Here is a 22,819-nt window from a genome sequence, read left to right on the forward strand (position 1 = left end):
AAAAGGAGCCTCCACCATGTGGTATTTCTCGTGGATACTCGGTCTGGGCCTGGCGTGCGCCTTCGCCATCCTCAACGCAATGTGGTTTGAGCTGCGCGAGGGTCATACCCATGATCCGCGCGCTAGCCGCAACGACGAGTGAGCGGCGGTACTAGCAGCCTCGAGCACGATCCCTCGGCAACCCTGAACAAACCGCCGCGCGCCCAGTCGCGGTGGTTGATGGCGCTCGCCAAGGCGGCCAGGCTGCCGCTGATGCTGGCGGGCGCCGCGCCCCTCGTGAGCGGCGCCTTGCTGGTGGTGCAGGCCTGGCTGCTGGCCAGCGTGCTCGACGCGGCCATCGTCAGGCAGGCGCCCCGGCAGGAACTGCTGGGCGACATCGTGGCCATAGCCGGACTCATGCTGCTGCGCGCCTGCATCACCTGGGCAGGCGAGCGCGCGGGCGCGGATGCGGCCGAGCGCATCAAGCGCCACGTGCGGCTATCGCTCTTCAGGCGCCTGGTGCAGAAGGGGCCGTACTGGAGCCGGGGGCAGGCGTCGGGTGAACTGGCGAGCGCGGTGGTGGACCAGGTCGAAGCCCTGGACGGGTTCTTCGCCAAGTACCTGCCCGCCATGGCCGCGGCCGCCATGCTGCCCGTGGCGTTTTCCGTGGTGCTGTTGCCGATGGACGTGATCGCGGGGCTGGTCCTGCTGATCACGGCGCCCTTGATTCCCTTGTTCATGGCCCTGGTGGGCTGGGGCGCCCAGGGTGCCAGCCGCCGGCATCTGCGCGCCTTCGCCCGCCTGTCGGGGTTCTTTGCCGACCGGCTGCGCGGCCTGTCCACGCTGAAGCTCTACGGCCGCGCCCAGGCCGAAGCCGAGTCCGTCGTGGCGGCCAGCGACGCGCTGCGCCAGCGCACGATGTCGGTGCTGCGCATCGCCTTTCTTTCGTCGGCGGTGCTGGAGTTTTTCGCGGCGCTGGGCGTGGCCGGGGTGGCGGTCTATATCGGTCTGACCTACCTTGGATTCCTGGACTTGCGCTGGTCGCCGCTGACCCTGCAGGCGGGACTGTTCTGTCTGCTGATGGCGCCGGAAGTCTACGCGCCGCTGCGCCAGTTCGCGGCGCACTACCACGACCGCGCGGCTGCGCTGGCGGCGGTTTCGCAGATCTCACTGCTGTTCGATGGCTTGCCGCAGGAAGGCGAGGGCCTGGCTGGCGACGCGTCTGGCCCACACACTCTTGCAGAGACCGCCGCAGGCCCAGGACGCCGTGGCTCAGGCGCAGCCCTTGCCATCGCAGATTTGAATCTGGACGCGCCGGGCCGCAGCCAGGCGGTGCTTACGCAAGCCTGTCTGACGCTGGCGCCGGGCGAGCATGCCGCGCTGATGGGCCCCAGCGGCATCGGAAAATCCTCTCTGGTCGAGGCGATTGCGCGTCTGCGTCCGTTCCTGGGCGACATCCGCATCGACGGCCTGCCCTTGGCCGATTGGGACGAGGCGGCGCTGCGCCAGCGCGTGGCGCTGATAGGACAGAAGCCACAGCTGCTGACGGGTTCCATCGCCGACAGCATCCGCCTGGGCCGCCCCGACGCTTCCGATGCCGAGGTGCAGGCCGCTGCGCGCCGCGCCTGTGTGCTGGAGTTTGCGCAGGCCTTGCCGCAAGGGCTGGCGACGCAACTTGGCGGCCGCGGGCATGGCCTGTCCGGCGGCCAGGCGCAGCGCGTCGCGCTGGCGCGTCTGTTCTTGCGCGATCCGGGCTTGATCCTGCTGGATGAACCCACGGCGCATCTGGACGAGGCCACGCAGGCTCGCGTGCTGGACGAGATCCTGGAATTCTCCGCTGGCCGCACCTTGCTGCTGGCGACGCACGCGCCCGCGGTGGCGGCCCGGCTGGGCCGGACCCTGCGAGTGGCTGGCGGGAAAGTGGAAGACACATGAAGAATCTGTTGTTGCTCCTGCCGCTGTATGCGCGCCGTAAAAGCGGGCTTTTGCTCGCATTGTTCTGTGCGCTGGCCACCGTGGCCGCCGGCGTGGGCCTGCTGGGCGTGTCGGGCTGGTTCCTGACCGGCGCGGCCCTGGCGGGGGCGGGCGGCGCGTTCAATCTGTTTGCGCCCTCGGCGCTGGTGCGCGGCTTGTCGTTCCTGCGTATCGTCGCGCGCTATGCCGACCGTGTGGTGGGCCATTCGGCCACGCTGCGCCTGTTGGCGGACCTGCGCGCGAAAGTCTTCTCGGCGCTGATCCGGCTCACGCCGCGGCAACTGGCGCGCTATCGCGATGGCGACCTGGTGGCGCGCATGACGGGCGACGTCGATGCCCTCGATACGGTCTTCCTGTTCGTGCTGGCGCCCTTGATCACCGCCGTCCTGGCGGGCGCGGTGCTGACCGCGGTGCTGGGATCATGGGTGCCTGCCGCCGCGCTGGCGCTGGCCCTGGCTTTGCTGATCGCTTGCGTGCTGGTGCCCCTGTGGCTGCTGCGCGCCGCGCGCAAGCCGGGCGCGGCGGCCCAGGAAAGCGCGGCGGGCTTGCGGGCCGCGACGCTGGACGCGGTGGACGGACACGCGGACATGGTGGCCCTGCATGCGCAGGCGCAGACGGCTGAGCATTTCGAGCGCCTGTGCGCAGCCAGCGCGCTGGCGCGCCGCAGCCAGGCGCGGGTGGCGGCCCGGGGGCAGTTCTTCCTGCAGGCCGCGGCTGGCGCATCGGTGCTGGCCTTGCTCTGGTTCGGCCTGGACACACTGGAGGCGGGGCGGATCGAAGGTCCGGCGCTGGCGGGCCTGCTGCTGGCGGTCATCGGAATTTTCGAGGTGGCCGGCCCCATCATGCGAGGGGCGTCGCGCATGGGTTCGGCGATATCGGCGGCGGCGCGCATCCGCGAGGTGACGCAATGCGAGCCGGACATGCAGGACCCGTCAGCACCGCGCGCGCTGCCCGATAGCGGCGCGCTGGAATTGGATGGCGTGCGCTTTGCCTATCCCGCGCGCGTGCAGGGTGCGAGTCCGCTAGTGCTTGATGGCGTCAGCCTGCGTGTAGAGCCGGGCGAGCGGGTCGCCATCGTCGGCCCCAGCGGCGCGGGCAAGTCGACCTTGCTGCACCTGCTTTTGCGCCTGGAGGATCCGCAGGCGGGTCAGGTGCGTTTTGGCGGCTGCGATGCCCGGGACTGTGCGCAGGCCGATTGGCACCGGCGCATCGCGCTGCTGTCGCAAGACGCTCCGGTATTCCTGGGGACCCTGCGCACCAACCTGCTCATCGGCGATCCCGCGGCGGACGACGCCGCCTTGTGGCGTGCGCTGGATGCGGCGAGGCTGGGCGACTTCGTGCGCGGCCTGCCCGATGGCCTGGATACCTGGGCGGGCGAGACGGGGTCGCAGCTGTCGGCGGGACAAGCGCGGCGCCTGTGCCTGGCGCGGGCGCTGTTGTCGCCGGCCGCGGTCATCGTGCTGGACGAGCCGACCGCGGGACTGGATGCCGAGGTCGAAGCGGCGTTCTACACCGACCTGACAGGCGCCGTGCGGGGACGCACCGTGGTGCTCGCCACCCACGCGGCCTTGCCCTCCGGGTCGGTCGATCGCCGCTACGTATTGCAGGGCGGCCGGCTACAGCAATGTGAATTGTCATCGGGGACGGCAACCCTGGCTTAAGCGCGGTTGCGAGGTTATAGTTCGCCTTGCTTCAATTCTTCAGGGCCGTCTTCCATGCAGACCGACAACGCCGAGTACATCCGGCGCACCATCCGCAGCGTTCCAGACTGGCCCCAACCCGGTGTCATATTCCGCGACATCACGCCCGTGCTGCAGGATCCGCGCGCGTTCCGGGTGCTTATCGATCTTTTCGTCTACCGCTACATGCGCCAGCGCCTGGACCTGGTGGCTGGCGTGGACGCGCGCGGCTTCATCGTGGGCAGCGTGCTGGCCTACGAACTCAACCTGGGTTTCGTACCCGTGCGCAAGAAAGGCAAGCTGCCGTTCCGCACCGTGGCCGAGGAATACTCGCTCGAGTACGGCAACGCGTCGGTCGAGATGCACACGGACTCCGTGCGCACCGGCCAGCGCGTCCTGCTGGTGGACGACCTGATCGCCACGGGCGGCACCATGCTGGCCGCCATCAAGTTGCTGCAGCGCCTGGGCGCCAACGTGGTCGAGGCGGCCGCCATCATCGATCTGCCCGACCTGGGCGGTTCAGCCAAGGTCGCCGCCACCGGCACGCCGCTCTACACCGTCTGTCAGTACAGCGCCGACAGCGCTGCGTAGAGGTTACGCGTCCGACAAACGCGGCTGGATAAAGTCCAGGAACGCCTTGGTCTTCGCCGGCAACATGCGCGAAGGCAACAGGGCAAAGAGCGGCAGGGGAGTCAGGCTCCATTCCGGCAGCACCCGCACCAGGCCAGCCTGTTTGATGGCGCGTTCCATCGCGTCGAAGACCAACACCGGCGTGATGCCCAGGCCTTGTCCGGCCAACCGTCCGAGCATGCCGATATTGTTGGCAGACAGACGGCCCGATACCTGCACGCGCTCCACCTTGTCGCCCGAATGCAGCATCCAGAAGGATGAATCCTCGCGCATGGTGGGGCGCAGGCATTCGTGGTGGCTGAGGTCCGCCGGCACCCGCGGTTCGCCGTGGCGGGCCAGGTACTCGGGCGAGGCATACAACTGGTGGGCCATCAGCACGATCTTGCGGGAGATCAGGCTGGAATCCGGCTGCTGCCCGAAACGCAGGATCAGGTCGAACGGATTGCTGATGGGATCGATCGGCCGCATGCTCAGGTCGAAGTCGCATTCGATGTCCGGATGCTGCTCGCGGAATTCTCTGATGACCGCGGGCAGGAACAGCTGCGCCAGGCTGGTCGGCAGCGAGATGCGCAGGCGCCCCTTGGGCTGCACCGCCATGTCCAGCAGCTGGTCGTGCGCAATACGCGCTTCTTCCACGATATGCCGGCAGCGCTCGAAATAGATGGCGCCGGCCTCGGTCAGGTCAATCTTGCGCGTACTGCGGTTGAGCAGCCGCATGCCGATGCTGCGCTCCAGCTCACTGACGCGGCGCGAGAGCGTGGACGTCGGAATATTCAAGGCTTCGGCCGCGTGGCTGAAGTTCTTGCGCTTGGCGACTTCGACAAACAAAGCGATGTCGTTAAGCTGGATATCCATGGGGCCCTCGAAGTTCAAAATTCCATTTCTGGCAGATTTGTATGATAAATGGAATCATTGTCCCGCCAGTAGAAATGTCTATTTCCCCGGGCTGAACGGTGCCTCCATCGGGTCACCGGCACATCTTGCGTTACCCAGCTTGCTTGCGGCTGAACGCCGGCAAGGCTTGCCGTTGCTTGATCGCGCGATTCAATGTGCAGAAAATGCGCAAATTCTGGCGTTGGCAACCCTTAATTGTCCCATCCATGCAAATATGTTCACCAAAATAAGGGTTTTTACTAAGTCGCAATCGCCAGATACTTCGTCCCAGCAATCAAATTGTCATATCGCACCTGCCAGCCTGGCAGAAGACGATGTGCAAGGTTTAGGATGGAGTCATCTCAATGAAAGCCCTAGCTACCGCACTCATGGTTACCGCAACGCTGGTGGGTATGTCCGCCGCTCACGCCGATGGCAAGACGCGTGAACAGGTCCAGCAGGAACTGCAAGCTGCCAAGACCGCCGGCCAGGTCACGTTTGGTGAACTGGACTACCCGCCTGCCACCGTGGAGCGCACCAGCCTGTCGCGTGAACAAGTCCAGCAGGAACTGCAAAGCGCCAAGGCTGCCGGCCAGGTCACCTCCGCCGAACTGGACTACCCGCCCAAGGCTGCCGTGTCGCAGACCGCCGGCAAGACCCGCGAACAAGTGCGCCAGGAACTGGCCGAGGCCAAGGCCCGCGGCGAGTACAGCTTTGGCGAACTGGACTATCCGCCCCAAGGCCGTTAAGCCGTTCCGCAAGCAAGGAAACGCCCCTACGGACGCCGAGGGGCTTTTTTCTGCGCGGGAGGCATGGCCCTGATGGCCAATAGTGTCGCGTTTGCGCATCAAAATTGTCCGGACCACCCAACAACTCTTGTTGGTCTTTCAGGCCTGGCAGGAGAATAACCAAAGCCCGCCGGATGTTTTGCGAGCCTTGATTCGCATTTGATATCAATACGTTAATGCAGGTTTCCAAAGAGAGTAGCTAGTAAGAAGGCCGTCATTATCCCAACCATGGAAAGTAGTTCTTCGAAATCCGGGTTACTTCGAATTGGCGCAAGCTGGACACTGACTCCAGTGCATGCGCCGCTAACTTGTTCGCAGCGGCACGCAGATTCCCGGCCCTGTGCGCGGTGGGTTTGCGGTTTGCCTTTCATCTCGCCATTTTGGGGACTTATATGAAGAAGACGCTATTGGCTGTCGCGCTGCTGGCTGGTTTTGCCGGCGCTGCGCAAGCCGCAGACTCCGTGACGCTGTACGGCTTGATCGACGCCGGTATTGGCTACGAGAAGGTCAAGTTCGACGGCAATTCGCAAAGCCGCTTCGGCGGCGTGCAGGGCGTGAGCAGCGGCTCGCGTTTCGGCCTGCGCGGCACTGAAGATCTGGGCGACGGCCTGCGCGCCGTGTTCACCCTGGAAGGCGGCTTCGGCCCCATGAACGGCAAGTCGCTGCAGAACGGCCGCCTGTTCGGGCGCCAGGCCACCGTGGGCCTGGACAGCGATTCCTGGGGCCGCCTGGAATTTGGCCGCCAGACCAACCTGGCTTCCAAGTACTTCGGTTCGATCGACCCGTTCTCGATCAGCTACAACACCGCCAACATGGGTACCACGTTCGGCAGCGCCAACACGATGCGCCTGGACAACATGGTCCTGTACCAGACCCCCAGCATGGGCGGCTTCAAGGTGGGCGTGGGCTACTCGTTCAGCGCCGATGACACGGTCAGCGACAGCTCGCAGACCGGCTTCCAGACCGGCAACAACAACCGCGTGCTGACCGCGGGCGTGCAGTACGTCAACGGCCCGCTGAACCTGGCGGCGGCGTATGACCGCTTCAACCCGTCCAACGGCCAGACCGGCGGCAAGTCCGAAGCGCGCATCCAGGAGTACATCCTGGGTGGTTCGTATGACTTCGAAGTCGTGAAGGTTGCGGCGGCATTCGGCCAGACCCGCGACGGCTGGTTCGTCGGCCAGAACATGGGCACCACGCCCGATGGCATGCAGAACCTGGGCTCGTTCAAGCTGGCTGACGGCTTCCGCGCCAATTCGTACATGATCGGCGCCACCGTGCCGCTGGGCCGCCACTCGGTCTTCGGTTCGTGGCAGCGTGCGACCGCCAGCAACGACAAGCTGACGGGCGACGACGCGACGTTCAACGTCTACAGCCTGGGCTACACCTACGACTTCACCAAGCGCACCAACCTGTACGCGTACGCCTCCTACGGCGACAACTACGCGTTCCAGCGCGATGCGACCGACACGGCTGTCGCCGTGGGTGTGCGTCACCGTTTCTAAGCGCTAGGACGTCCGGCAGACCTTGCTGAATGCGCGGCCCATCTCCGTGGGCCGCCGAGTGACAGCGAACCCCCCCTACTGGTTGCCGCCGGACGTTTCTAGAGCAGGGAAGGGAAGGGCCTCCGCAAGGAGGCCCTCTCGTTTTCAGGTCTTTTGCCGCCGGGCCGCCCCAAGGCAAAAGGGCCCCCTCGGGGGGCAGCAAGCCCGCGTAGCGGGTGAGGCGTGGGGGCGTTTTCCTTTAGAGGAACAGTTTGTAGGCTGGGTTGTCGGTTTCGTTCCAGTGGGGATAGCCCAGCTCCGCAACGAAGCTGCGGAACTGTTTCTTATCCGCGGGAGGAACCTGGATGCCGATCAGGATGCGGCCGTAGTCGGCGCCCTGGTTGCGATAGTGGAACAGGCTGATGTTCCAGTCCGGATTCATGGCGTTCAGGAAGCGCATCAGCGCGCCGGGGCGTTCCGGGAACTCGAAGCGGTACAGCAGTTCGTTGCGCGCCAGCGCCGAGCGTCCGCCCACCATATGGCGCAAGTGGGTCTTGGCCATTTCGTCGTGGGTCAGGTCCAGCGTGTCAAAGCCATGGCGGCGGAAGTTCGCGGCGATCTTGTCGGGCTCGGACGCCGAGGACACCTGGATGCCGACGAAGACGTGCGCGCGGTCCGCGTCGGAGATGCGGTAGTTGAACTCGGTCACGCTGCGCTCGCCCACCAGCTCACAGAAGCGGCGGAAGCTGCCGCGCTGCTCGGGCATGGTGACGGCGAACACGGCTTCGCGCATTTCACCGACCTCGGCGCGTTCGGCGACGAAGCGCAGGCGGTCGAAGTTCATGTTGGCGCCGCAGGCGATCGCCACCAGCGTCTTGCCCTTCAGGTGGTGTTCGGCCGCGTACTGCTTGGCGCCCGCGACCGCCATCGCGCCGGCCGGTTCCAGCACGCTGCGCGTGTCCTGGAACACGTCCTTGATAGCCGCGCAGATTGCGTCGGTGTTGACCACCACGAAGTCGTCCACATACTGGCGAGTGAGCTTGAAGGTTTCCGCGCCCACCATCTTGACCGCCGTGCCGTCCGAGAACAGTCCCACGTCGGTGAGCTGCACACGGCGTCCCGCGCGCACGCTGCGCAGCATGGCATCGGAATCTTCCGTCTGCACGCCGATGATCTTGATCTCCGGGCGCAGTTGCTTGATGTAGGTGGCCACGCCGGCGATCAGCCCGCCGCCGCCGATGGCGACGAAGATGGCGTCGATCGGACCTGGATGCTGGCGCAGGATCTCCATGCCCACGGTGCCCTGGCCGGCGATGACGTCGGGATCATCGAACGGATGGACGAAGGTCAGCTTCTCTTTCTTCTCCAGGATCTGCGCATGCGCGTAGGCGTCGGAAAAGCTCTCGCCGGCCAGCACCACTTCGCCGCCCAGGCGGCGCACCGCGTCGATCTTTACCTGCGGGCTGGTGGTGGGCATGACGATGACCGCGCGGCAGCCCAGCCGGCTGGCCGCCAGCGCGACGCCTTGGGCGTGGTTGCCGGCCGAGGCCGCGATGACGCCGCGGTTGCGCGCGGCCGGGCTCAGGTTGGCCATCTTGTTGTACGCCCCGCGCAGCTTGAAACTGAACACCGCCTGCGTATCCTCGCGCTTGAGCAGCACCGTGTTCGAGATCCGCTGCGACAGCAGCGGCGCCCTTTCCAGCGGCGATTCGACCGCGACGTCGTAAACCTTGGAAGTCAGGATGCGTTTCAGGTAGTCAGTGGACATGGGACAGCGGCTGGCGGCAAGAAGTAGGGAAGTGGGGCAGATTATGCACCCGTGCGCGGCTACACTCGCCCCACTATGGAAGAAAGTCTGTTATCCGCTGTGCATTGGATGCTGGGCATGCTGGCGCTGCCCTCGGTCGGCCTGTCCGCGATCTTCACGGTCTCGCTGGTGTCCGCGACCCTGCTGCCCATGGGGTCCGAGCCGGCCGTGTTCGGCTACATCAAGCTGGCGCCGGACATGTTCTGGCCGGCCATCCTGGTGGCGACCTTGGGCAACACGGTGGGCGGCGCCATCAGCTACGCCATGGGCCTGGGGGCCGAACGCGCGGTGCAGCGCTGGAAGGAACACCATCCCCATCCGCATCCCGATGCGACCGAAGGCGGACGCATGCGCGGGCGCTGGAACGAGCGGGCCCACGACTGGATCCACCGCATGGGGCCGCCGGCCCTGTTGCTGTCCTGGCTGCCTGCCGTGGGCGATCCGCTGTGCGCGGTGGCGGGGTGGCTGCGGCTGTCGTTCTGGCCCTGCGTCGTCTACATGGCCATCGGCAAATTCCTGCGCTATCTGGTCATGACGGCCGGCCTGCTGTGGTTTTTTCCCGGCCAGGTCTAGCGCCAAGATCGCAATTAATTGGGGACGCATAATCCCCACCATTTCCGGGTTTCGAGCGTGTCCCTAGGGGTATTGGGGGACAGACTCAGCCCATGGCATAAAATAGGTTTTTAAGGGCCCCCTCTTGCAGCCATGAACGCCCCACTCGCTAGCCACATCTTGAACGGGGCGATGCCGCCCGCAGCACCCGCGCGCTTGCGCGAAATTCCGTACAACTACACGTCGTTTTCCGACCGCGAGATTGTCGGCCGGTTGTTGGGCGACGACGCCTGGAGCCTGCTGAGCGACCTGCGCGGCGAGCGCCGCACTGGCCGTTCCGCGCGCATGCTGTACGAAGTGCTGGGCGACATCTGGGTGGTGCGCCGCAATCCCTATCTGCAGGACGACCTGCTCGACAATCCCAAGCGCCGCAAGCAGCTCATCGAAGCCCTGCATCACCGCCTGGGCGAGATCGACCGCCGCCGCGAACCGGACGTGCCCGCCGAGGCTGGCCACGATCCGCACCGTGACGAAAAGGTGGTCGGCCTGCTGGCGCGGGCGCGTTCGGCCATCGCCGCGTTCGAAGGCGAGTTCGACCAGACCGCCATGATGCGCAAGCAGGCGCAGAAAGTGCTGGGCCGCATCACCGCGCGCGACAACATCAAGTTCGACGGCCTGTCGCGCGTCTCGCACGTGACCGACGCTACCGACTGGCGCGTGGAATACCCCTTCGTGGTGCTGACGCCGGACTCGGAAGACGAGATCGCGGCGCTGGTCACCGCCTGTATCGAGCTGGGGCTGACCATCATTCCGCGAGGCGGCGGCACCGGCTATACCGGCGGCGCCATTCCGCTGACCTGGAAGTCGGCGGTGATCAACACCGAGAAATTCGACAAGCTGGGCAAGGTCGAGTCCTGTCTGCTGCCCGGGCTGACCGAGCCCGTGGCGGTCATCCATGCCGGCGCCGGCGTGGTGACCAAGCGCGTCTCCGAGGCCGCCGAGGCCGCGGGCTTCGTGTTCGCCGTCGACCCGACCTCGGCCGAGGCCTCCTGTGTGGGCGGCAACATCGCCATGAACGCGGGCGGCAAGAAGGCCGTGCTGTGGGGCACCGCGCTGGACAACCTGGCCTGGTGGCGCATGGTCGACCCGAACGGCAACTGGCTGGAAGTCAGCCGCCTGGAACACAACATGGGCAAGATCCATGATGTGGAAGTGGCGCGCTTCGAGCTCAAGTGGTTCGACGGCCGCGGCAAGCCGGGCGAGCGTCTGCTGAAGACCGAAACCCTGGAAATCCACGGCCGCGTGTTCCGCAAGGAAGGCCTGGGCAAGGACGTTACCGACAAGTTCCTGGCCGGCCTGCCCGGCATCCAGAAGGAAGGCTGCGACGGCCTGATCACGTCGGCGCGCTGGGTGCTGCACCGCATGCCGCGCCACACGCGCACCGTCTGTATGGAGTTCTTCGGCCAGGCGCGCGACGCGATTCCGTCGATTGTCGAGGTCAAGGGCTACCTGGACGGCGAAGGCCGCGCCCGCGGCGCCATCCTGGCCGGTCTTGAGCACCTGGACGAGCGCTATCTGCGCGCGGTGGGCTACGCCACCAAGAGCAAGCGCGGCGTGCTGCCCAAGATGGTCCTGATCGGCGACATCGTCGGCGACGACGAAGACGCCGTGGCCGCGGCGTCCAGCGAAGTGGTGCGCCTGGCCAATACCCGCCATGGCGAAGGCTTCGTGGCCGTCAGCCCCGAGGCGCGCAAGAAGTTCTGGCTGGACCGTTCGCGCACCGCCGCCATCGCGCGCCACACCAACGCCTTCAAGATCAACGAAGACGTGGTGATCCCGCTGCCGCGCATGGGCGAATACACGGATCACATCGAACGCATCAACATCGAGCTCTCGACCCGCAACAAGCTCAAGCTGCTGGGCGAGTTGGACGCCTATCTGTGCACGCCGCTGCCGGTCGGCAAGATCGACGACACCGACATCGATACCACCCGCGCCGAAATGCTGGCCGAGCGCACCCGCCAGGCGCTGGAGCTGGTGGCCGCCGTCAGGCAGCGTTGGCAGTGGCTGCTGGACAACCTAGACCTGCCGTTGTTGCAGGCGCTGCCCGAGCTGCATGGCCTGGGCCTGGGCGAATTGCAGCCGGCCTTGTCGGACCGTCTCGCGGCGAAGCCGGGCGCGTGCGTCTTCGACGTGGTGCAGGATCGCACCATCCGCCTGTCCTGGAAGACCGAAGTGCTGGCCGGCTTGCAGCGCACGTTCTCGGGTGCGGCCTACAAGAAGATCATCGACGAGATGATCGCCATCCATGGCCGCGTGCTCAAGAGCCGTGTGTTCGTGGCGCTGCACATGCACGCCGGCGACGGCAACGTGCACACCAACATCCCGGTCAACTCGGACGACTACGAGATGCTGCAGGAGGCCCACCAGGCCGTCGAGCGCATCATGCAGATCGCCCGCGACCTGGATGGCGTGATCTCGGGCGAACACGGCATCGGCCTGACCAAGTATGAATTCCTGACCGAGGCCGAACTGGCGCCGTTCCAGGACTACAAGCGCCGCGTCGATCCCAACGGCCACTTCAACGCCGGCAAGCTCATGCCCGGCGCGGACCTGCGCCACGCCTGGACGCCCAGCTTCAACTTGATGGGCCACGAGTCGCTCATCATGCAGCAAAGCGACATCGGCGCGATCTCCGAATCCATCAAGGACTGCCTGCGCTGCGGCAAGTGCAAACCGGTGTGCGCCACCCACGTGCCGCGCGCCAACCTGCTGTATTCGCCGCGCAACAAGATCCTGGCCACCTCGCTGCTGGTGGAGGCCTTCCTGTACGAAGAACAGACCCGGCGCGGCGTCAGCCTCAAGCACTGGGAAGAGTTCGAGGACGTGGCCGACCATTGCACGGTCTGCCACAAGTGCTACAACCCCTGTCCGGTCGACATCGACTTTGGCGACGTGTCGATGAACATGCGCGCCGTGCTGCGCCGCATGGGCCGCAAGTCGTTCAATCCGGGCACGGCCAGCGCCATGTTCTTCCTGAACGCCAAGGATCCGGCCACCATCAACGCCACCCGCAAGGCGATGGTGGGCGTGGGCTACAAGGTCCAGCGCGCCGCGCACGATTTGCTGTCGGGCCTGGTGAAGAAACAGACCGCCGCGCCTCCGGCCACGGTGGGCAAGCCGCCGCTGCGCGAGCAGGTGATCCACTTCGTGAACAAGAAGATGCCCGGCGGGCTGCCCAAGCAGGCGGCGCGCAAGCTGTTGGACATCGAGGACGCGGACTACGTGCCCATCATCCGCGATCCCAAGGCCACCACGGCCGACACGGAAGCGGTGTTCTACTTCCCGGGCTGCGGCTCGGAGCGCCTGTTCTCGCAGGTGGGCCTGGCCACGCAGGCCATGCTGTGGCACGCCGGCGTGCAAACCGTGCTGCCGCCGGGCTACCTGTGCTGCGGCTATCCCCAGCGCGGCAACGGCATGACGGACAAGGCCGAGCAGATCATCACCGACAACCGGGTGCTGTTCCACCGCGTCGCCAACACGCTGAACTACCTGGACATCAAGACGGTGGTGGTCAGCTGTGGCACCTGCTACGACCAGCTGGCGGGCTACGAGTTCGACAAGATCTTCCCCGGCTGCCGCCTGATCGACATCCACGAATACCTGCTGGAAAAGGGCATCAAGCTGGAAGGGGCCAAGGGTGTGCGCTACATGTACCACGACCCCTGCCACACGCCCATGAAGCTGCAGGAGCCCATGAAGACCGTGCGCGCCCTGGTCGGCGACGACGCCATCAAGAGCGATCGTTGCTGCGGCGAATCGGGCACGCTGGCCGTCAGCCGTCCCGACATCTCCACGCAGGTGCGCTTCCGCAAGCAGGAAGAGCTGCTCAAGGGCGATGCCGCGCTGCGCAGCGACGGTTTCACCGGCGACGTGAAGGTGCTGACTTCCTGCCCGTCGTGCCTGCAAGGCCTGTCGCGCTATGAAGGCGACACCGGCATGGACGCGGACTACATCGTGGTCGAGATGGCGCGTCATATCCTGGGCGAAGGCTGGATGGAAGAGTACGTGCGCCGCGCCAACGCGGGCGGCATCGAGCGGGTGCTGGTCTAGGCTGGCAGTCCACGCAAGATACCCGCAAGAAAAAACCGCGGCCATTGCTGGCCGCGGTTTTTTTTTCAGCTGTGGCAAGGCGCCGGAAGGACTACTCCAGCTTGATGCCGGCCTTCTTGATCACGTCCGCCCAGGCGGCGCGTTCCTGTTCGGCGTAGGCCTTGAACTCCTGCGAGGACAGCGGCATCGGGATGACGCCCATGTCCAGGATCTTCTGCGACACGGCGGGCGACTTCAGCGTGGCCTCCAGGTCAGCAGCCAGCTTCTTGACGACGGGCTCCGGCAGGCCGGCCGGGCCGACCAGGCCTTGCCAGGCATAGGCGGTGAAGTTCGGCACGCCTTGCTCGGCCATGGTGGGCACATCCGGCAGCGCGGCGACGCGTTCCGGGGTGGCCGCGGCCAACACGCGCAGCTTGCCGGCCTTGACGTTGGGCAGGCCCGAGGCCAGGTCGATGAACATCAGGTCCACCTGTCCGCCCAGCAGATCCTGGACGGCGGGAGCTGCGCCCTTGTAGGGTACGTGCAGCACGTTGGCGTTGGTGCGCTGCTTGAACAGTTCCAGCGCCAGGTGATGCGGCGAGCCCGCGCCGGCGGAGGCCGCCGACAACTTGCCCGGCTCTTTCTTGGCGGCCTGGATCACGTCGTCCACCGTCTTGAACGGCGAGTTGACGTTCACGGCCAGCAGCAGCGGGAACTTGGCGATGCCGCCGATGTAGGTGAACTTGGACGGATCGTAGGACAGCTTGGCGTACAGCGACGGATTGAAGGCCAGCGTGCCCGAGTCGGCCGTGCCGACCATGTAGCCGTTGGCCTCTGCCTGAGCGATGGCGGTGGCGCCGATGATGGTGGCCGCGCCGGGCCGGTTCTCGACGACGATGGTCTGGCCCAGCGGCTTTTCCAGGCCGCTTGCCACCGTGCGCGCCACGACGTCGGTGCCGCCGCCGGCCGGGTAAGGCACGATCCAGCGGATCGGCTGGGCGGGCCAGGACTGGGCGGCGGCCGTGCCGGCGGCCAGGGACAGGGCGGCTAGCGCCAACAGGCGTTTCGCGTGCTTATGCATGGGGTGTCTCCAAGTGCGGAATTGAGTATGGGCCGGCGCCGCAGGGTGTGCGGGGGCCTGTTATGCGCCGTTATTATGCCTTGCGTCCCCGGCAATCGGCAGATGTTTTGTGCCCTGTTTTCAGCGGCTTATTGCGGATCGGGGTAGCTGCGGACGCCGAAGATCGCCGAGCCGATGCGCACCTCGGTGGAGCCTTCCTCGATCGCCAGCTCGAAGTCCCCGCTCATGCCCATGGACAGGCGTTCCAGCGATACGCCCGGCAGGTTCTCCTGGCGCAGGCGGTCGCGCAATTCGCGCAGGGCGCGGAAGCAGGCGCGCACTTCGGCGGGGTCCGGCGAATTCACGGCCAGCGTCATCAGGCCCTGCACGCGCAGCGTCGGGAAGTCGGCGGCGATGCGGCGCAGGAAGGCGGACACGTCGGCGGGATCCATGCCGTACTTGCTCGGTTCGGACGAGGTCTTGACCTGTACCAGCACGTCCAGGGTCCGGCCTTCGTTCGCCAGGCGGCGGTGCAGGGCTTCGGCCAGTTCCACCCGGTCCAGCGACTGGACTTCGGCCGCGTCGCGCGCCGCGTCGCGGGCCTTGTTGGTCTGCAGGTGGCCGATCAGCACCCATTGCAGGCCCAGGCCGTCCAGCGCCGCGGTTTTCTGGCGGATCTCCTGCGTCTTGTTCTCGCCGTAGCGGGTCAGTCCCAGCGCCATGGCCTCGCGGATGGTGTCCACGCCGAAGGTCTTGCTGACGGGCAGCAGCGTCACGCTGTCCGGACTGCGGCCGGCGCGCGCGCAGGCGTCGGCGATGCGTTGCTGGATCTGGGCAAGGCGCCCGGCCATGGTGTCTACGGCGGTCATTCAGCTCTCTGGTAGGAACGGGATGTCCCATAGTGTAGGACTGCGCCGGATCGTTTCGCCACAACGCCCGCGTGCGTCGTTGACCCTGTCTGATCGGCAGGCTTAGAATTTGAAGATATTTGTTTATATTTCAATGTTCTATGCCATCCGGCGCCGCCCCAGCGGGCGTCACGGTTCCCCACCTTTCCAGTCTCCCGCCATGTCTACCGCAGCGCCTGAATACGCTTTCGCCACGCCTTTCCTGAATCCTCCCGCTTCCCCCATCCGATCGCTCATGCCGTATGCAATGCGGCCGGGCACCATTTCACTGGCGGGCGGCTATCCCGCGCAGGAACTGTTCGATGTGGAAGGCCTGTCGATCGCGTCGACCCAGGTCATGGCCCGCCTGGGCGCCTGTCTGCAATATTCCAACATCGACGGCCAGGCCAGCCTGCGCCACGAGCTGGCACGCCTGTCCGCCGAGCGCGGCCTGATCTGCAACGCCGATACCGAGCTGGTCGTGACCGGCGGCTCGCAACAGGCGCTGGCCCTGCTGACCCGCGTCATGCTGCAGCCGGGGGATCACGCCATCATCGAATCGCCCGCTTTCCCGAATTCCGTGCAGGCGCTGCGTTACACCGGCGCAACGGTGCATACGGTGCAGTCGGGTCCCGAAGGCATTGACGTGGACGCGCTGGATGAACTGGCCGGCCGCATCAAGCCCAAGATGGTCTGCGTGGTTGCATCGTTCTCCAATCCCTGCGGCGCGACCCTGACGCGCGAGCGCCGCCTGCGGCTCCTGGAACTGGCGGTCAAGCACCGCTTTTTGATCGTCGAGGATGATCCCTACAGCGAGCTGCGTTTCGCTGGCGAGGCGGTGCCGCCCATCGCCGCGCTGGCCGAGGGCGAAGCCCGCCACTGGGCCGTGTACCTGGCCAGCATGTCCAAGACCATGGCGCCCGCGCTGCGCATCGGCTGGCTGGTGGCGCCGCCAGAGGTCCGCCGCCGCTGCGTCAGCGCCAAGGCGGCCGACGACATGGCTTCGTCCGCCTGGATCCAGGAAGTCGTGGCCCAGTACCTGGCCAACGGCCGCTATGGCGAACACGTGCCGCGCATCCGCGCGGCCTACGGCCTGCGCTGCGACGCCATGGCGGAGTCGCTGGCCCGCGAACTCAATGGCCGCGTCACCTTCAGCAAGCCCGAGGGCGGCATGTTCTTCTGGGCCCGCCTGACCGGCGAGATCGACGCCACGCGCCTGTTGCCCTATGCCATCGAGCACGAGGTCGTCTACGTGCCGGGCAAGGCGTTCTACGCGGACGCGGCGCAGGCCGACCTGCACGCCATGCGCATGTCGTTCGCCACCATGAATGAAAGCCAGATCGCCCAGGGCATGGTGCGGCTGGGCCGCGCGCTGGACGCCTGCGAGGCCAACGAACCCGTCTCGATTTCGCTGGCCGCCTGATGCCGGCTTGACGGCGCGCAGCCGCCGCCGTCGCGCCAGTTGCTATGCTTTCTTGCCTGTCCGTCCCGGCGCTCGTGCACCGGGACGCGCATACCTAAATAAGCGCTCGTTATTTGGTTTGGGCGCTTCATGTCTATAAGCTTCTTGCCTCGGCGCGTCCCCCGCGCCCGCAAAGCAGAACAGGAAACGAGGTCATGAACATTGCAAAAGGGTTGATCGGCGCGGCGTTGCTGGCGGCAGCGGCGCAGGGCGCGCAAGCGGCCACGCTGGATGTGGTGCGCCAGCGCGGCGCGGTGGCTTGCGGCACGACCACGGGTTTCGCGGGTTTCTCCGCGCCCGACGCGCAGGGCAAGTGGCAGGGGCTGGACGTGGACCTGTGCCGCGCCATTGCCGCCGCGGTTTTCGGCGACGCCAGCAAGATCAAGGTGGTGCCGCTGAATTCGCAGCAGCGCTTCACCGCCCTGCAATCCGGCGAGGTGGACGTGCTGACGCGCAACACCACCGTGACGCAGCAGCGCGACACCGCGCTGGGCATCATCCACGCCGGCATCAACTTCTATGATGGCCAGGGCTTCCTGGTGCCCAAGTCCCTGGGCGTGAAGAGCGCCAAGGAGATCAACGGCGCCACCATCTGCCTGCAGACCGGCACCTCCAACGAAAACACGCTGGCTGATTGGGCGCGCGCCAACAACGTGAGCTACAAGCCGGTCGTGATCGAGACCTTCAACGAGGTGGTCAACGCCTTCGCCGCGGGCCGTTGCGACGTCTTCAGCACCGACGCCTCGGGTCTGGCCTCGATCCGCATCTCCAAGCTGCAGAACCCCGACGACTACGTGGTGCTGCCGGAAATCATCTCCAAGGAACCCTTGGGTCCGTTCGTGCGCCAGGGCGATGATGCCTGGCTGAACATCGTGCGCTGGTCGCTGTCGGCCATGATCGAGGCCGAGGAATACGGCGTGTCGTCCGCCAACGTGGACGAACAGGCCAAGGGCGCCAACCCCAACATCAAGCGCATCCTGGGCGTCACGCCCGGCAGCGGCGCCAACCTGGGGCTGGACGAGAAGTGGGCCTACAACATCGTCAAGCAGGTGGGCAACTACGGCGAGAGCTTCGAGCGTAACGTCGGCCAGGGCAGCCCCCTGAAGATCAAGCGCGGCCTGAATGCGCAATGGACGCAGGGTGGCCTGATGTACGCGTTGCCGATACGGTGATGCTGACGGGTCTCGCGCGCCGGGCTATCGATTGCCGGCCCGCGGAATCCCGAGGCGTCAGCCGCGCCGGTAAAGTTCGGCGATCTTCACGAACGCGGCGCGCAATTCCCGCGTGCCGCCCTGGAAGATCATCGGCCGGCCGCGGTGCGTGAACACCACCAGCCGCTTGGAAAACAGCATCGGCACGAAGCGCGCATAGCGCACGTCTTCCCAGGCGACTTCGCGGCGTGTGAACCAGGTCTGGCGCAGGCCGCGTTCGTCGATGGTGGTGATGGACGTCTGCATATGCCAGGACACGAACAGCAGCCCCAGGAAGCACAGCGCCACCACGGCGGCCAGCAAGGTGTCGAAGGGTTGCGAGGGGGCGCGGATGGCAGTGGTGACCACCTGCACGCCCAGCACCGCCAGGATGACCCAGGTCAGGATGCGCACCCAGTCGGGCCAGGCCTGGCCCGACAAGGGCAGGGGACCGATGGTCCGCAGCAGCGCCGCGTGTTCCTCGGCCGAGGGCGTACTGGCGGAAGCGTTCATGCGGTCCGTCATGCCGCCCGTTTGGCGGCGATGGCGTTGCCGGCCCGGCTCGAACCCTTGCGGTTCAGGTGGGCCGACATCCATTGGCCGATGTCGACCACGGCGTCGAAGTCCACGCCGGTGTCGATGTCCAGGCCGCGCAGCATGTACAGCACGTCTTCGGTGGCGACGTTGCCGGTGGCGCCCTTGGCATAGGGGCAGCCGCCCAGGCCGGCCACCGAGGTATGGAAAATCGAGATGCCGGTTTCCAGCGCCGCCAGGATATTGGCCAGCGCCTGCCCGTAGGTGTCGTGGAAGTGGCCCGAGATGCGCGCCGGGTCGGCCACGCGCGTTACCGCCGTCATCACTTCGCGCACGCGCTTGGGCGTGCCGACGCCGATGGTGTCGGCCACGTCGATCTCGTCGACCTGCATCGCCAGGTAGCGCTGCACCACGTCAACCACCGCTTCCACCGGCACTTCGCCCTGGTAGGGACAGCCCAGCGCGCAGCTGATGCTGCCGCGCACACGGATGCCCGCTGCGCGCGCAGCCTGCACCACGGGTTCGAAGCGCGCGATCGATTCGGCGATGGAACAGTTGATGTTCTTTTGCGAGAAGGCTTCGCTGGCCGCGCCGAAGATCACGATCTCGTCGGCGCCTGCGGCCAATGCCCCTTCGAAACCCTTCATGTTGGGCGTCAGCACGGAATAGATCGTGCCGGGGCGGCGCTCGATGCGGGCCATGACTTCCGCGCCGTCGGCCATTTGCGGCACCCACTTGGGCGACACGAACGAGGCGGCTTCCACATTGGGGAAGCCTGCGGCCGCCAGGCGGTTGACCAGTTCCACCTTGATGTCGGTGGGCACGAATTCCTTTTCGTTCTGCAGGCCATCGCGGGGCGACACCTCGACGATCTTCACGCGGGAGGGCAAAGCCATGTCTATTCCTGTCTCGGGATGGGGTAAGCGGCGCGGCAGGGCGGCGGCGCTATCTACACAATATTAGCGCCATAGCGCCGACCCTGTTTTGCGGGGCGGTCCAAGGGGAACAACCCTATTTCATGCGCTGGTAACGGCCATCGTCCAGCCGGACGATACGGCCTTGCAGCTCCAGTTCGACCAACTGCGTCTGCAGGTCGGCGGTGTTCATTTCGCAGCGGGCCTGGATCGCGTCCAGGTGCAGCGGATCGTAGCCCAGCGCGTCGAGCACGGGGTGGTCAGGCAAGGTTTCCACGGCAGGGGGCTGGGCGCGCGCGGCCGGCGTCGGATCGCCGCCGAGCTCATCGGTGATGTCGCGGGCGGTTTCCACGAGCTTGGCCCCCTGGCGGATCAGCGCGTGGCAGCCGCGCGAAAGCGGCGAATGGATGGATCCGGGAATGGCGAAGACCTCGCGCCCGCCTTCGGCGGCCAGCCTGGCCGTGATCAGCGATCCGCTCTGGCGGGCGGCTTCCACCACCAGCACGCCGCGCGCCAGCCCCGCCACGATGCGGTTGCGCTTGGGGAAATGCTGCGGCAGCGCGCCCGTGCCCAGCGGCAGTTCCGACACCAGCGCGCCGTGCGCCGCGATGCGGTGCGCCAGGTCGCGATGCTTGGCGGGGTAGATGCGGTCTATGCCGGTGCCCATGACCGCCACCGTGCCGGCGCCTTCGGGGCCGGCGTCCAGCGCGCCTTCATGGGCCGCGCCGTCGATGCCTAGCGCCAGTCCGCTGACCACGCGCCAGCCGTGCGCGGCCAGATGCCGGGCAAAGGCGCGGGCGTTTTCCTGGCCGCCGGGTGTGGCATTGCGCGCGCCCACCACCGCCAGCGAGGGACCCTGTAGAAAGGCCGGGTCGCCGGCCACATAGAGCAGGATGGGCGGGTCGGCGATGGTGAGCAGGCTTTGCGGATAGGTGGGATCGGCCAGCGTCAGGATATGCCGGCCGGGCGCGGCCACCCATTCCAGCGCGCTGTCGACCTGCGCTGCCATCTCCGCCGGCATCGGGGCGGCCAGTTGCCGCGCCAGCGCCTCGGGCAAGTGGCGCGACAGCGCCGTGGCCCGTTGCGCATAGATCTGTTCCGGCAGGCCGAGCGCGCCCAGCAGTGTGCAGGCGGTGGCGGAGCCTATGTTCGGTTCCAGGGACAGGCGCAACCAGGCGGCCAGTTCGGAGGGGGATTGCGTGAGCGGCATGAGGCGGGCGCGTAAGGGCGTCGGTGGTGCGAGAGTGTCGCATGCGGGGCGCGCGGTCGCGGGCCGGGGCGGACTGATTTGCCGCGCGGCGCGGCCAGGAAACCCCGGGGCACATGGCAATCCGGCCAATCCCGGGATTAGCCGAAAACTATTAGAAATCAAGAGTCTAATGAATTAAACTCTTATGTAAACCTGACTACTGGCATTTCCCCCGCAATGGCTTTACTTCCTATTCTTCGCTACCCGGACCCGCGCTTGCACAAAAAGGCCAAGCCGGTCGCCGAGGTCGACGACCGCATCCGCCAACTGGTGCGCGACATGGCCGAGACCATGTACGACGCGCCGGGCGTAGGCTTGGCCGCGACCCAGGTCGACGTGCATGAGCGCGTCGTCGTGATCGACGTGTCCGAGGAAAGCAACCAGCTGCTGGTCCTGATCAATCCCGAGATCACCTGGCACAGCGACGACTACAAGATCTACGAAGAGGGTTGCCTGTCCGTGCCTGGCGTCTATGACGATGTCGAGCGCGCCTCCCGCATCCGCTGCAAGGCGTTGGACATCGACGGCAAGCCCTTCGAGTTCGAAGCCGACGGCCTGCTGGCCGTGTGCGTGCAGCACGAGCTCGACCATCTGGAAGGCAAGGTGTTCGTGGAATACCTGTCCAGCCTGAAGCAGAACCGCATCAAGACCAGGCTCAAGAAAGCCGAGCGCGAAGCGCTCCGCGCCTAAAGTCTTTTTCCACTCCCTGGTCTTCTCCCATGCGCCTAGTTTTTGCCGGCACGCCGGAATTCGCCCGTATCGCCTTTGACGCCCTGCGCGCCGCCGGCCATGAGATCCCGCTGGTCATGACCCAGCCCGACCGCCCGGCCGGGCGCGGGCTGAAGTTGACGCCCAGCCCGGTCAAGCAGGCGGCGTTGGACGCCGGCATCGAGGTCGCCCAGCCGCGCAGCCTGCGCCTGGACGGCCGCTATCCCGAAGAAGCCAGCGAGGCCCAGGCCCTGTTGCAACGCGTGGCGCCCGACGTGATGGTGGTGGCGGCCTACGGCCTGATCCTGCCGCAGTGGGTGCTGGACCTGCCGCGCCTGGGCTGCCTGAACATCCATGCCAGCCTGCTGCCGCGCTGGCGCGGCGCCGCGCCCATCCAGCGCGCCATCGAAGCCGGCGACGCGCAGACCGGCGTGACCATCATGCAGATGGACCAGGGACTGGATACCGGCGACATGCTGCTGGAACGCGTGGTGCCCATAGGCGGCGACACGACCGCAGCCGAGCTGCACGATGCGCTGGCGCTGGCGGGCGGGGAAGCCATCGTCGCTGCCTTGGCGGCCCTGGCCCAGGGTGGCCTGACGCCGCGCAAGCAGCCGGAGGCGGGCGTGACCTATGCCGCCAAGCTCGACAAGGCCGAGGGCGCGCTCGACTGCACCCAGCCTGCCGAACTGCTGGCGCGCCGCGTGCGCGCCTTCAATCCCGTGCCGGGCGCCAGCATCCGCCTGCCCGGCCTGGCAGACCCGGTGAAGGTCTGGCGCGCGCAGGCGCTGGATGAGGCCGCCACGGCCGCGCCCGGCAGCGTGCTGCGCGCCGAGGCTGCCGGCATCGATATCGCCACTGGCAGCGGCGTGCTACGCCTGTTGGAACTGCAGAAAGCGGGCGGCAAGCGCCAGCCCGTGGATGTGTTCGTGCGGGGCTGGCAGCCGGCCTGAACCC

At 66.5% G+C, this 22,819-nt stretch carries 19 protein-coding genes; 12 read left to right on the forward strand and 7 right to left on the reverse strand.

Features of this window, described 5'->3' with window-relative positions; genetic code table 11:
• Nucleotides 1-16 precede the first annotated feature (16 nt).
• From cydX to FOC84_RS14565, 4 genes are read left to right on the forward strand one after another with little or no spacing between them, the layout of a single operon-like run.
• Nucleotides 17-142, forward strand: a complete 126-nt coding sequence (gene cydX / locus FOC84_RS14550; RefSeq protein ID WP_042796116.1) for a cytochrome bd-I oxidase subunit CydX — start codon at nucleotides 17-19, stop codon at nucleotides 140-142.
• Nucleotides 139-1,914, forward strand: a complete 1,776-nt coding sequence (gene cydD / locus FOC84_RS14555) for a thiol reductant ABC exporter subunit CydD (protein ID WP_173145020.1) — start codon at nucleotides 139-141, stop codon at nucleotides 1,912-1,914. The genes cydX and cydD overlap by 4 nt, the downstream gene beginning before the upstream one ends.
• A complete protein-coding gene (cydC, locus tag FOC84_RS14560; RefSeq protein WP_173145021.1) occupies nucleotides 1,911-3,614 on the forward strand; it encodes a thiol reductant ABC exporter subunit CydC in 1,704 nt (567 codons plus the stop codon). Before cydD ends, cydC begins: the two co-directional genes overlap by 4 nt.
• Nucleotides 3,615-3,668: 54 nt before the next feature.
• Nucleotides 3,669-4,223 (forward strand): adenine phosphoribosyltransferase, encoded by a 555-nt coding sequence (locus FOC84_RS14565; RefSeq protein ID WP_173145022.1) that lies wholly within the window; start codon nucleotides 3,669-3,671, stop codon nucleotides 4,221-4,223.
• Between the two features lie 3 nt (nucleotides 4,224-4,226).
• Here FOC84_RS14565 and FOC84_RS14570 read toward each other — a convergent pair whose 3' ends face one another.
• Nucleotides 4,227-5,117, reverse strand: coding sequence for a LysR family transcriptional regulator (locus FOC84_RS14570; RefSeq protein ID WP_173145023.1), 891 nt, complete (start codon nucleotides 5,115-5,117; stop codon nucleotides 4,227-4,229).
• Nucleotides 5,118-5,500: 383 nt separating this feature from the next.
• Here FOC84_RS14570 and FOC84_RS14575 point away from each other — a divergent pair, with 383 nt between their 5' ends.
• Together FOC84_RS14575 and FOC84_RS14580 are read left to right on the forward strand one after the other, a co-directional pair.
• The gene (locus FOC84_RS14575) at nucleotides 5,501-5,884 is read left to right on the forward strand and encodes a DUF4148 domain-containing protein (RefSeq protein WP_173145024.1); all 384 of its coding nucleotides are present in this window, start codon (nucleotides 5,501-5,503) and stop codon (nucleotides 5,882-5,884) included.
• 431 nt (nucleotides 5,885-6,315) lie between these two features.
• The gene (locus FOC84_RS14580; protein ID WP_173145025.1) at nucleotides 6,316-7,428 is read left to right on the forward strand and encodes a porin; all 1,113 of its coding nucleotides are present in this window, start codon (nucleotides 6,316-6,318) and stop codon (nucleotides 7,426-7,428) included.
• Nucleotides 7,429-7,666: 238 nt separating this feature from the next.
• Here FOC84_RS14580 and ilvA read toward each other — a convergent pair whose 3' ends face one another.
• Nucleotides 7,667-9,175 carry a threonine ammonia-lyase, biosynthetic gene (ilvA, locus tag FOC84_RS14585; protein ID WP_173145026.1) on the reverse strand — a complete coding sequence of 503 codons (1,509 nt, stop codon included), beginning with the start codon at nucleotides 9,173-9,175 and terminating at the stop codon, nucleotides 7,667-7,669.
• 75 nt (nucleotides 9,176-9,250) lie between these two features.
• Here ilvA and FOC84_RS14590 point away from each other — a divergent pair, with 75 nt between their 5' ends.
• Complete coding sequence (locus FOC84_RS14590; RefSeq protein ID WP_173145027.1) at nucleotides 9,251-9,787, forward strand: YqaA family protein; 537 nt, start codon at nucleotides 9,251-9,253, stop codon at nucleotides 9,785-9,787.
• A gap of 132 nt (nucleotides 9,788-9,919) precedes the next feature.
• Nucleotides 9,920-13,879 (forward strand): DUF3683 domain-containing protein, encoded by a 3,960-nt coding sequence (locus FOC84_RS14595; protein ID WP_173145028.1) that lies wholly within the window; start codon nucleotides 9,920-9,922, stop codon nucleotides 13,877-13,879.
• Between the two features lie 91 nt (nucleotides 13,880-13,970).
• On the opposite strand, the gene FOC84_RS14600 is transcribed toward FOC84_RS14595, so the two are convergent.
• Both FOC84_RS14600 and FOC84_RS14605 read right to left on the reverse strand, forming a co-directional pair.
• The gene (locus FOC84_RS14600) at nucleotides 13,971-14,939 is read right to left on the reverse strand and encodes a Bug family tripartite tricarboxylate transporter substrate binding protein (RefSeq protein WP_173145029.1); all 969 of its coding nucleotides are present in this window, start codon (nucleotides 14,937-14,939) and stop codon (nucleotides 13,971-13,973) included.
• A gap of 128 nt (nucleotides 14,940-15,067) precedes the next feature.
• Complete coding sequence (locus FOC84_RS14605) at nucleotides 15,068-15,787, reverse strand: YggS family pyridoxal phosphate-dependent enzyme (protein ID WP_173145030.1); 720 nt, start codon at nucleotides 15,785-15,787, stop codon at nucleotides 15,068-15,070.
• Nucleotides 15,788-15,986: 199 nt separating this feature from the next.
• On the opposite strand from FOC84_RS14605, the gene FOC84_RS14610 reads away from it, so the two are divergent.
• Nucleotides 15,987-17,228 carry a PLP-dependent aminotransferase family protein gene (locus FOC84_RS14610; protein WP_173145031.1) on the forward strand — a complete coding sequence of 414 codons (1,242 nt, stop codon included), beginning with the start codon at nucleotides 15,987-15,989 and terminating at the stop codon, nucleotides 17,226-17,228.
• Between the two features lie 194 nt (nucleotides 17,229-17,422).
• The gene (locus FOC84_RS14615; RefSeq protein ID WP_173145032.1) at nucleotides 17,423-18,439 is read left to right on the forward strand and encodes an amino acid ABC transporter substrate-binding protein; all 1,017 of its coding nucleotides are present in this window, start codon (nucleotides 17,423-17,425) and stop codon (nucleotides 18,437-18,439) included.
• Nucleotides 18,440-18,496: 57 nt separating this feature from the next.
• Here the strand turns inward: FOC84_RS14615 and FOC84_RS14620 are convergent, their stop codons facing one another.
• From FOC84_RS14620 to dprA, 3 genes are all read right to left on the reverse strand, one after another.
• Nucleotides 18,497-18,970, reverse strand: coding sequence for a hypothetical protein (locus FOC84_RS14620; RefSeq protein WP_173145033.1), 474 nt, complete (start codon nucleotides 18,968-18,970; stop codon nucleotides 18,497-18,499).
• Nucleotides 18,971-18,978: 8 nt separating this feature from the next.
• Entirely contained in the window at nucleotides 18,979-19,887 is a 909-nt protein-coding gene (locus FOC84_RS14625; RefSeq protein WP_173145034.1) for a hydroxymethylglutaryl-CoA lyase, read from the reverse strand.
• A gap of 115 nt (nucleotides 19,888-20,002) precedes the next feature.
• Entirely contained in the window at nucleotides 20,003-21,115 is a 1,113-nt protein-coding gene (gene dprA, locus FOC84_RS14630) for a DNA-processing protein DprA (RefSeq protein ID WP_173145035.1), read from the reverse strand.
• Nucleotides 21,116-21,331: 216 nt separating this feature from the next.
• Between dprA and def the strand changes: the two genes are divergently transcribed.
• Nucleotides 21,332-21,844: a peptide deformylase gene (def, locus tag FOC84_RS14635; RefSeq protein ID WP_173145036.1), complete on the forward strand. Its 513-nt coding sequence runs from the start codon at nucleotides 21,332-21,334 to the stop codon at nucleotides 21,842-21,844.
• Between the two features lie 29 nt (nucleotides 21,845-21,873).
• Nucleotides 21,874-22,815: a methionyl-tRNA formyltransferase gene (gene fmt / locus FOC84_RS14640; protein WP_173145037.1), complete on the forward strand. Its 942-nt coding sequence runs from the start codon at nucleotides 21,874-21,876 to the stop codon at nucleotides 22,813-22,815.
• The last annotated feature ends 4 nt before the right edge of the window (nucleotides 22,816-22,819 follow it).

The sequence above is a fragment of the Achromobacter pestifer genome (assembly GCF_013267355.1).
Taxonomy (GTDB): Bacteria; Pseudomonadota; Gammaproteobacteria; order Burkholderiales; family Burkholderiaceae_B; genus Achromobacter; species Achromobacter pestifer_A.